The organism is Campylobacter sp. US50a, from assembly GCF_004379015.1.
In the GTDB taxonomy this organism is placed as follows: domain Bacteria; phylum Campylobacterota; class Campylobacteria; order Campylobacterales; family Campylobacteraceae; genus Campylobacter_D; species Campylobacter_D jejuni.
In genome coordinates this window covers 1-9,463 of record NZ_RYYJ01000020.1, presented here as the reverse complement: position 1 = coordinate 9,463, position 9,463 = coordinate 1, and the positions used below count along the sequence as shown (strand labels likewise).

The 9,463-nt window shown below is 27.9% G+C and carries 9 protein-coding genes and 1 pseudogene; 5 read left to right on the top strand and 5 right to left on the bottom strand.

The window, feature by feature from the left end; all coding sequences use genetic code 11:
* Nucleotides 1-2,409 (top strand): conjugal transfer protein TraG N-terminal domain-containing protein (locus ELQ11_RS09185; RefSeq protein ID WP_134225287.1); only part of this gene is annotated, 2,409 nt, incomplete at its 5' end.
* Between the two features lie 24 nt (nucleotides 2,410-2,433).
* Here ELQ11_RS09185 and ELQ11_RS09180 read toward each other — a convergent pair.
* The 3 genes from ELQ11_RS09180 to ELQ11_RS09170 all read right to left on the bottom strand — a co-directional run bounded on the left by ELQ11_RS09180 (nucleotide 2,434) and on the right by ELQ11_RS09170 (nucleotide 3,837).
* The gene (locus tag ELQ11_RS09180; protein WP_002922649.1) at nucleotides 2,434-2,778 is read right to left on the bottom strand and encodes a hypothetical protein; all 345 of its coding nucleotides are present in this window, start codon (nucleotides 2,776-2,778) and stop codon (nucleotides 2,434-2,436) included.
* Nucleotides 2,779-3,383: 605 nt separating this feature from the next.
* Nucleotides 3,384-3,626, bottom strand: a complete 243-nt coding sequence (locus ELQ11_RS09175) for a DUF2442 domain-containing protein (RefSeq protein WP_060787619.1) — start codon at nucleotides 3,624-3,626, stop codon at nucleotides 3,384-3,386.
* Nucleotides 3,610-3,837, bottom strand: coding sequence for a DUF4160 domain-containing protein (locus ELQ11_RS09170; RefSeq protein WP_060787620.1), 228 nt, complete (start codon nucleotides 3,835-3,837; stop codon nucleotides 3,610-3,612). The genes ELQ11_RS09175 and ELQ11_RS09170 overlap by 17 nt, the downstream gene beginning before the upstream one ends.
* A gap of 348 nt (nucleotides 3,838-4,185) precedes the next feature.
* On the opposite strand from ELQ11_RS09170, the gene ELQ11_RS09165 reads away from it, so the two are divergent.
* The gene (locus ELQ11_RS09165) at nucleotides 4,186-4,857 is read left to right on the top strand and encodes a Fic family protein (RefSeq protein ID WP_172399507.1); all 672 of its coding nucleotides are present in this window, start codon (nucleotides 4,186-4,188) and stop codon (nucleotides 4,855-4,857) included.
* Nucleotides 4,858-5,188: 331 nt separating this feature from the next.
* Here the strand turns inward: ELQ11_RS09165 and ELQ11_RS09160 are convergent, their stop codons facing one another.
* Nucleotides 5,189-5,800, bottom strand: coding sequence for a DNA repair protein Rad50 (locus ELQ11_RS09160; protein ID WP_052793810.1), 612 nt, complete (start codon nucleotides 5,798-5,800; stop codon nucleotides 5,189-5,191).
* Between the two features lie 386 nt (nucleotides 5,801-6,186).
* On the opposite strand from ELQ11_RS09160, the pseudogene ELQ11_RS09155 reads away from it, so the two are divergent.
* The 3 genes and pseudogenes from ELQ11_RS09155 to ELQ11_RS09145 all read left to right on the top strand — a co-directional run bounded on the left by ELQ11_RS09155 (nucleotide 6,187) and on the right by ELQ11_RS09145 (nucleotide 8,707).
* Nucleotides 6,187-7,205, top strand: a pseudogene (locus tag ELQ11_RS09155) (IS1595-like element ISCco4 family transposase).
* A gap of 40 nt (nucleotides 7,206-7,245) precedes the next feature.
* Nucleotides 7,246-7,794 (top strand): hypothetical protein, encoded by a 549-nt coding sequence (locus ELQ11_RS09150; protein ID WP_088261615.1) that lies wholly within the window; start codon nucleotides 7,246-7,248, stop codon nucleotides 7,792-7,794.
* Nucleotides 7,787-8,707, top strand: coding sequence for a Dam family site-specific DNA-(adenine-N6)-methyltransferase (locus ELQ11_RS09145; RefSeq protein WP_050589782.1), 921 nt, complete (start codon nucleotides 7,787-7,789; stop codon nucleotides 8,705-8,707). The genes ELQ11_RS09150 and ELQ11_RS09145 overlap by 8 nt, the downstream gene beginning before the upstream one ends.
* 309 nt (nucleotides 8,708-9,016) lie before the next feature.
* On the opposite strand, the gene ELQ11_RS09140 is transcribed toward ELQ11_RS09145, so the two are convergent.
* Nucleotides 9,017-9,463: DUF3825 domain-containing protein (locus tag ELQ11_RS09140; protein WP_134225286.1), on the bottom strand; the 447-nt coding region annotated here is incomplete at its 5' end.

The window sequence follows — 9,463 nt, the reverse complement described above, 5'->3', positions numbered from 1 at the left end:
AATGACAATAGTCACCGCTTCATGATTCACGATGAAGTAACAAGTAAAGATTATGTCATTTCTCAAATTCCTATAGGCATAGGAAAAAGCTTTGCATTAATGACACAATTTGAGAAGGTTATCCTAGAAGCTATGGAAAAACATTTTTCAACTCCACAATCTACAAATTTTTCTAACGCAGGTTTAGGTTTTTCACTTCAAGTGATGAGTACTTTACCAAGCGTAAAGCTTTCGGCTATTGATGCAACTTTGCAAAAAAATATTGATTTTTATTTTAGAAACTGCGTTTCAGTAGGTATCTTACTTAATCAACAAGGTAGAAATCTTTTTCAAAATTCTGATAATTTAATGCAAGATCTTTTCACAAACATAGGCAATGGCTCTCAGCTTACTCCTTTGTTTAAAAATAACAATAATGTTGAAGAACAAAGTGTTGTGCCTTGTTCTGATGCAGGTCCTCAAATCGTTGAAATGATTCAAAACGATACAGATGAAGCTATGAAGATTCATGCTGCTTTGCTTGGTATGGCGAATGATATGGCAAATTATGAGCAAAAGTTCTTAGGCGCTGCACAAATCTATAACGAACAAGCTGTAAGTGCTAGATCTTATTTGCAACAATCTATGGTAATGCTTGCTTCTCAAGATGCAATCATTAATACCGCTAAATCAGTAGGATTAAATCCTGCTTCTGTGGCTGCAAATACTGCTTATGCGGATCAGCAATTTTATGCAAGTATGCAAGCACAAGGACACATGGCGCAAACTTATTTGCCTTTAGCTAAAGCTTATTTAACAGCTATTATCATAGGTTTGTCTTGGCTTGTTGCTTTGCTTTCTATTGTATTTGGCTCTTACGCTCATATTAAGATGTTTTTTACTCTATGTATTTGGATAGTGCTTTGGACTCCTATACTTTGTATTATTAATTTTATAAATGATTTTAATCTTATGAATGTTGCACAAGTAATAACAGGTGGAAAAGCAGCTTTAAGCTTAGGAGATAACATGCTTATATTCAAAGAAGTAGCAAGTAGATCAAATTTCATGAATTATCTTGTAATGAGTACTCCTGTTTTAGCTTATGCAATTGCTAAAGCAAGTGAGCAAGGATTTATAACTTTTGCTTCTGGATTATCTCAAGCTCTAACAGGTGCTTCAAGAGCTGCTGGAAGCTTTGCAAATCAGCAAGCTCTATCTACGCAAACAAGTATAGCCGCTCCTAGAGGAGATGAAGTTTGGGCTGTGGGTGCAGGGGTAGCATCGCTTCAATATGCAAGAAATATAGATGGTGCGGTTACTAAATTTAATACTCAATCAGTTATGGGTGACAATACAAAGAATTCTGAAATCTCTAATGCAAATATGACAGGAACAAATGTTGATGGTATGATGTCAGGCGCCAAACTTAGTGCAGGAGCTATGACAACTGTTAATAGCGTATCTCAAGCAAATTCTGATGCTTGGAATAAAAACTTTAATGATCAGTATTCACATATGAGTCAAAGCGGTAGAGCAAGTGCATTAAATGAAGCTAAAGGGTTTATGGAGAAAGGAGATGAAACATTTAAGAAGGCTTTTGGTAATAATTTTGGACAAGAAATAGAAAAGAGAACTGATTTAAGTGAAACAGAAAAAGCTAATATCAAGGCTTATGCAAGAGTTCAAGCAGGTGGAAGTCTATTTGGTACAGAAGCTGTTGGAGGTGTAGAAGGTAGCGTAAGCGATGAGCATGCTAGAAATAGAACGCTTTCAGATAAAGAAAAAGTTGCTTATCAGGAAACAATGGAAAGAGCTTCTCTTAAAACTCTATCTACCACAAAAGGTATGGATTCTTCTTGGAGCAATACGCTTTCAGGTGGCGATTCTACAGCTTATTCAAAAATGGTTGGATATGCTCAAAGCTATACACAAACAGAACAAGGTATTCAATCTGTCAGTACTAATAATATTGACAATACACTTAATGTGGTTGCAAGAGATCTTGCTGCAGGAGATAATAAAGACTTTAGCAGCCTTAATACAGCTCAACAAAATGAATACTTTGCAAAAGCAGGTAATTATGTATCCGATATGATTAAAAATGATCCTGCGCAACTTGCACAGTATAATAGTCAATATGGCGCTCAAAGCATTGTTAGTCCAAATAATACTACTATGCCACACGCTGCAGGTATGAATTTTAAAACCATTGATGGATCAGAAAGAAGTGTTTTAACTCAATCTAATTTAAATCAAGATCAAGTAAATCAAAGTAGTAAAAGAACAAGCAACACTACAACAATGCCAGATAATCAAGAAGTTAAAGGTGTAGCAGTCAAATCTAATTTAAACAATGAAGTTGGAGAAAAAATTAAAAAAGCCAATCATCTAATAGATGGAAAAACAGGAGATCCTGCTATACACTAAGATTAATTGAGATTAATTTCTCAATTAATCTTCATTAGAATATAAATTGTTATAAAAAGGATTAGACAGCGAAAGGGTTGAATATTTTGATATTCCGCTTTGTTTGAAATGTGTATCATAACAGTTATCTCTTTTAGGATAAGTTTTTTTGAACGGTTTATTTGTGGCGTTTATTAAAAGTAATACTAAAAATAAACACACTAAACTAATTATAAAACTTAAAATTATATGTTTAATGCCTATATTATAAATATTTATTAATAAACAGCTTAATAATATCAAAGCAAACATTACTGCTACTCCTAATCCTATTGCTATTTTATTTATTAATTTCATTTTTGGTGATTTCATATTTACTGCTTTATCCATCTTTATTCCTTTCAATTATAACTTATTCATATTTTTAATAAAATTATACCATATTTTAATAAATTTTGCAAGTATTTTTGCTATAAAATGCCTATTTTTTAGTGGTTTGAAACGGATTTCTTTTTTTTATTTAACTTGGGAAAAGTCACCAAAATCTTCATCGATTTAATTGTATTTTCACGCTACTTTGTTCACATTGCTTTTAAGCATTAAACAATCAGAAGCCACGCACTTCCGATCATTTATTTTTGTAAAGTTTAAAAGTTTTTTTGTTTGTATTAAGCTAAGACTAAGCGTGGATCTTATAAAATAGTTGTAAGAAAGTTATTTTAAAAGATAGTCGATTAAATCGATTATCTTATTTACTGTCTCCAAAAAGAGAATCGTAAATTCGATTATTTCTCTAATCATAGCTACCCCCTTTCTAAACAATCGGAAGATTAGCCTTATTAGTACTTAAATACAAGCTATATTATAGCAAATTTCATTAAAAAAGCCAAGTTTTTTTGCTATAAAATACCTATTTTTTAGTGGTTTTAACGAGGTTCTTTTTTTTATTTAACTTGGGAAAAGTCACCAAAATCTTCATCGATTTAATTGTATTTTCACGCTACTTTGTTCACATTGCTTTTAAGCATAGCTTCTATACTTAAATGACAGTCTAATTTTTCCCATTCGATGCCTGTATTATCACAGATAAAATGCCATTTTTCTAAATCTTCTGAATTTGCATTTTCAAGTTCTTTATACCATTTTAAAGGAGTTTGGATTATGCGTTCATCCTCTAATAAAACAATAAGATAATCTTTATCGAATTTTACATTCTTTGCCTTAACTAAAGTATTCATTCCATCTCCTTTCAAATTCGAGTCTGTGTTTTTTAACAGTTTCAAGAATAAAAGACAAATCTTTATTTTTAAAATTGCTAAATTGAACTTGTAAATTTTCTAAATTAATTTTCGCAAATTCATTACCTTTCATAATATGAATATGCTTTGGTTCATGTTCGTTTGAATAAAAGAAAAACTTAAAGCCATTGATTTTTAAAAGAGTGGGCATAATTTTCCTTACTTTATTCATATTTTTAATAATTATACTATATTTTCGTGAATTTTGTTAAGTATTTTTGCTGTAAAATACCTATTTTTAGGCTTTTAATAGGATTTTTTTTATTTGACTTGGGAAAATGAATGTAAATTAGTAGCTTTATACACACTCTAACAAAGGCAAGGGGCTTTTCTGTCCTGCGGTTTTGCTAAAAATACTTCCATTTTAAACTTAAAAAACCTAAAGTTTAGATATAATCTCACAAAACGCTTACTATGTCGTTTCATAGTTAAGCCTTTGTTGTAATTTTCCGCTAGAGTTGCAGCTCTAAAGCGGATTTTTATGAAGGAAAGATTTAAAATGAGAAATTTAACTTTAGAAGAAAATATATTTTTAGCAAAAAGAAACCTTGTAGATATTATTTGGAAATCCGCGAATTTAGAAGGTGTAAATGTTACTTTTCCTGAAACTCAAATGATTATAGATGGCTTTAGTGTTCCTGATAAAACAATACAAGATTTAACAATAATTTTAAATCTCAAAAGAGCTTGGAATTATTTGTTTGATACCATTAATGAAAAAGTTAGTTTGAGTTTGATACAGGACTTTAATAGGATTGTAGACAGAGATTTGGTTCATAAATCAGGATTTTTAAGAACAGCTGATGTTAAAATAAGTGGAACAAATTTTAAACCAAAATTACCTATTGATTATGAGGTTAGTGAAAATATAGAAACAATTTTAAAAAATGAAAATAAAAAAGAAGTAGCATTGGATTTGATGTTATATCTTATGAGAAGTCAATTATTTTTTGATGGAAATAAAAGAACTTCAATGCTAATTGCTAATAAAATTTTAATTGAAAATGGATTCGGTATTTTGGCAATTGCTAAGAATGATATGAATGAGTTTTTTGCCCATCTTGTTAAATTCTATGAAACAAACAATAATTATGAAATAAAACAATTTTGTAAAGAAAATTGTATTGAAACAATGGTTTTTCATAATGATGAAGAAAAAAACAAATTATAGGAAAGAATTGAGATAACACTCAAATTTTCATATAAAACATTAAAACTTATTCATTCAAAAATACTATAATTAAAGCGTATTAAGCATGGCTACTCTTTCGGTTATAAGAAGGAGACATGATGAGTAGTCATTGATTTTTTAGTTCTTGTCTTAGAATTAATTAACGAGATAATCAAGCTCGTTGATTATCTCACTTAAAAAACCGTTGAAAATTCTATAAAAACCAAATTTAGTCTAAGCTTAATACAATTGTAACAAAAAACACTTAACCGAAAGAGGCGTGGCTTTCGGCTATTTGTTCTTGCAAAGTCTTTATCGTTAATATGTTCTATTATAAAACTTCTATAAAAATTTCTTTACTTTTTAGTTCCTCATAAAAATTTTTTCTTTTATTGGGGTCGTTTGTAGTTACAATGGTAAATCCTGCTTGTTGAATTTTCATGAGAATTTCTTTTGAAATATTCATACTATGGAATAATTTTTTAAAATGTTCAGGTGTCATTACTGCTGCTCTAATATAATGAAAAAATGGATTACCATTTTCTTTATTTTTATTATATTGCATAGTATTATTAAACACTATGTCACTGCTGTAACTAATGTTTTGGAAATTATCTTCTTTGATACGCTTTCTCATCTCATTATAAAATGAAGTTAATTTGTTATTCTCATCTTTAATAAGATTAAGTATAGGATCTGGAATTTTATCTAAATATTGATTTTTTTCATCGAAATTATCCACATTAAAAGAAGTAATATAGTAAGATTTATCCATTGCTAATATTATAGAAGTTGAAGGATAATTTTTATCATAACCATCAAAATATAAATTCACATTTACATCGTGATATTGATAACGAAGTTTAATACAGTTTCCGACTTTTTTATATTTAGCATTATTGTACTTCTCTAATAAAATACCTAAAATAATAGTATCACTCATTTGCACTCCTTTAAAACGAAAATCTAAATATTATGCTATTATACAATCAACATTTTAGAGCAATATTAAATATAAACTAAATTGACAATTTTTTAATTGTATGATATAATTTAAAATCATTATAAGGGCGGATCGAGATCGCCCATCTTAAATACTATTTTAAGTAGCTATTCAAATCTTTTTCAAAACTCTCTATTAAATCACTTAAAAAAGCATTGATTTTATTTGGCATAACGCCTATAAAGGTATTATGTGATTTTGTGGTGATTCTAGGAGCTAAAGCCTTTTGATTTGTTATTTTTGTTTGGCTCTGTTAAAATAAAGTATTGATTTTATAATTTATCTTTTATATAATCTTTGAGAATTATTAATACAAAGGATACTATTTGCTAAGTCAAACAACCAAATTAGACATTATCAAACAGCTTTTTGATAGCTTGTCTGATAAAGAAAAAGAAAATTTTTTAAACAGTTTAACTGAGCCTAAAGCAAATAATAAAATCATAGATAAATATAAAGCTACTCATTGCCCTTATTGTAATAGTGATAAATTTGTAAAAAATGGTAAAGCAAAAACTCATCAAAGATATATATGTAAAACTTGTAATAAAACTTTTACAGACACAAATAAAACCATTCTATTTAATACAAAAAAAGATATAGGTATTTGGTATAAATACATAGATTGTCTAGTAAATAAATATCCACTAAGAAAAACAGCTAAAATCTGTGGCATATCATTACCTACGGCTTTTGTTTGGCGACATAAGATTTTAGATACACTGCAAACTATGATGAATGAAACTACATTAAATGGAGTTGTTGAAGCTGATGAAACATTTTTAACGCTTTCATATAAAGGCAATCATAAAAATTTTAAGCTACCACGCAAGGCTAAGAAAAGAGGCACAAGTGCAACTTTGCGTGGATTATCTAAAGAGCAAGTTTGTATATCTTGTGCTATAAATCATAATGGATTGTCTATTTCTAAAGTATCAAATTTAGGCAAACCAAAATTAGTAAATTTATTAAATGTATTAGCTAATAAAATAGCTAAAAATAGTATTTTTGTAACAGATAGTTTTGAGCCTATTTAAAAGTAGCGTCCGATTTAGATTTAAACCATATAAGAATACCACGTAATAAATACACTTGTGGGAGTTTTAATATTCAAACTATTAATAATTATCATAGCAAACTAAAAGCTATGATAGTTTATAATTTTAAAGGTGTATCAACTAAATACCTAAATAACTATCTTGTGTATCATAATTTTGTAAATTATGCTAAAAACACACTGGATAATAAAATTAGTATTTTGTTTAATTATATACAAAAAACTGAATGCTTTACAAGGTCTTTTAATATGTCAAATAGACCAAGTGTGCCGTTATTGGTGTCCTAATAAAGAATATATAAACAATTTTGGAAAAGGAAAAATATATATGCAAAACAGTAAACCTATAGGAAAAAGTGACGACTCAAGTAAAGAGTTTATTATACGCTGTTTAGGTGGCGATAAAACTTACGGTTTTGATATAGATAGCGTGTATGTATATCAAAATAGTATCAATAGTAAATATTACATTTTTGAATACTTAAAATGTGACAGCATTTATGTTATGCCACATACATCTGACCCAAACAAATATCCCTACAACTGGAAAAAATTCCATTCTTTATTTCAACTTACAAAAAAACTAGGCGGAACTTTAATTTTGGTTAATTATAGCAATGGCTATGATTCTCAAATGAAAGAACTTCCAAATAAAGAAATTTACGAAAATCAGGTTAAAATGTTGTTTGTAGAAGATATTGACTATAATGCAATAAAACAATATGAATTGAGCTATCCGAAACCAAAATATTTAAACTATTTAAAATATTCAGACGTAAAATTTCTAACGCTTGATGAATTTTCAAACATATTAAGACAAATAAATAGTAATTGTGGAAATATCAAAATAAATTTAGATAGGCTAATTAATGAGTAGTTTTATAAGTAGCCCCATTCTTTATATGGGAAATAAAAATCGTTTAATTCGTCGTGGTTTAATAAATCTGTTTCCGAAAAATATTAATCATTTTATAGACGCCTTTGCTGGAAGTGCAACTGTATCGATGAATACTCAAGCAAAAAAATATATAATAAATGATATTGACGAAACTTTGCATTTATATTATCAAATGTTTGCAAAAAACAATGAAAAAACGATAATAAAACATATAGAAAAAAGAATTGAAGAGTTTGGGTTGCCAACTAAAACAACCATTAGATGTTTTAGTGATAAAAACGAAGTTGAAATTTATAAAAAAGCATATCACAAATTTAGAGATTTTTATAATAAAAACAAAAATTCATTAGACCTTTACACACTTATGTTTTTTGCTTTTTCACAACAATTTAGAGTTAGCAAAAAAGGAGACTTTAATATGCCATTCGGAAATAACTGTTTTTCTCTTAAAAATAAAAAGGCTATAAATTTTGGTTGTGAGTTTTTTTCTAAAAATAATATTTCAATATACAAAAGAGATTTTCAAGACTTAATTTTTAACGAAACATTAAATAAGGATGATTTTGTATATCTTGATTCGCCTTATTCAATAACTACTGCTACATATAATGAAAGTTACAAGTGGGGCTTTAATGATGATAATAGATTATTTATGGTTTGTAAGGAATTAGATAAAAGTAATATAAAGTTTGGAATGAGTAATGTGATTATAAATAAAGGCTTAGAAAACAAAAACTTAATTGATTTTTGTTCTAAGAATGATTTTAAGGTATATAGTCCTAATAATTTTCAATATCATGCTTGTGGTAAGGAAAACAACAAACAACAAGAAGTATATATTTGCAATTATGAAGTAAAAAATAATAATCATAGCTTTAATTTATTAAATTAATTTAAATTTTAATAATCCAAATGCCTTTAATTACATTGATACTTTTACACTTCGTTAACTCCTTACAAAATCTCTTTTTGTGTGATATTTAATACTATAAATTATATTACCAATATTTATAAATCAATACTTTATTTTAACATAGCCTTGGATTAATATTCTTAAATCATATCAAATTTTTACAAAAAATATTATTATTCACACTTGTAAGTACTTTTTTCAAGCTTTCTTTCCATTTCTTTTTTTGGAAATAAAATTACATGGTAAAATGACTTATCTCAAAAGCCTATTTTACCAATGTTTTTTCTTTCAAATAGTGTTTTTAACCCATTCTGATTCAACTATTGAAAGAACTCTTGCAGTTTTGTAAATATTGTCTTGCGGATTTAGTATAGTTCTCACGGCGTAATACTGTTCGTTTTTAACTTCCTCTTTTTCAACTACAACTATCGTATCAACTGATTCTTCTTGAAGTTTCAAAGGAATGTATAAAACTACTCTTTGCTTATAAGCTGCAGGAATAATCATCTTTTGAAGATTATAATTATCTTTGATAATTTTCAATTCACCATTAATAATGTGTCCTATGAACCTATCATTTAGTTTTTTCACAATTTCAGGTAATCGCTCTTTTCTCTCAAAAAGATGCAAATGATTTACCCTAAAATCCAATTTACTATCAAAAATGATTTCATTTTTGAATGTATCATAATCGCTTAAAGATTTAGGTATTTCTAAATCATCTAAAACTCTATC

Bases quoted from the DNA above. Each gene is read 5' to 3' on its own strand.
- ELQ11_RS09180 (WP_002922649.1), bottom strand. From the start codon at position 2,778: ATGGATAAAGCAGTAAATATGAAATCACCAAAAATGAAATTAATAAAT.
- ELQ11_RS09170 (WP_060787620.1), bottom strand. From the start codon at position 3,837: ATGCCCACTCTTTTAAAAATCAATGGCTTTAAGTTTTTCTTTTATTCA.
- ELQ11_RS09150 (WP_088261615.1), top strand. From the start codon at position 7,246: ATGCAAAACAGTAAACCTATAGGAAAAAGTGACGACTCAAGTAAAGAG.
- ELQ11_RS09165 (WP_172399507.1), top strand. From the start codon at position 4,186: ATGAGAAATTTAACTTTAGAAGAAAATATATTTTTAGCAAAAAGAAAC.
- ELQ11_RS09145 (WP_050589782.1), top strand. From the start codon at position 7,787: ATGAGTAGTTTTATAAGTAGCCCCATTCTTTATATGGGAAATAAAAAT.
- ELQ11_RS09160 (WP_052793810.1), bottom strand. From the start codon at position 5,800: ATGAGTGATACTATTATTTTAGGTATTTTATTAGAGAAGTACAATAAT.
- ELQ11_RS09175 (WP_060787619.1), bottom strand. From the start codon at position 3,626: ATGAATACTTTAGTTAAGGCAAAGAATGTAAAATTCGATAAAGATTAT.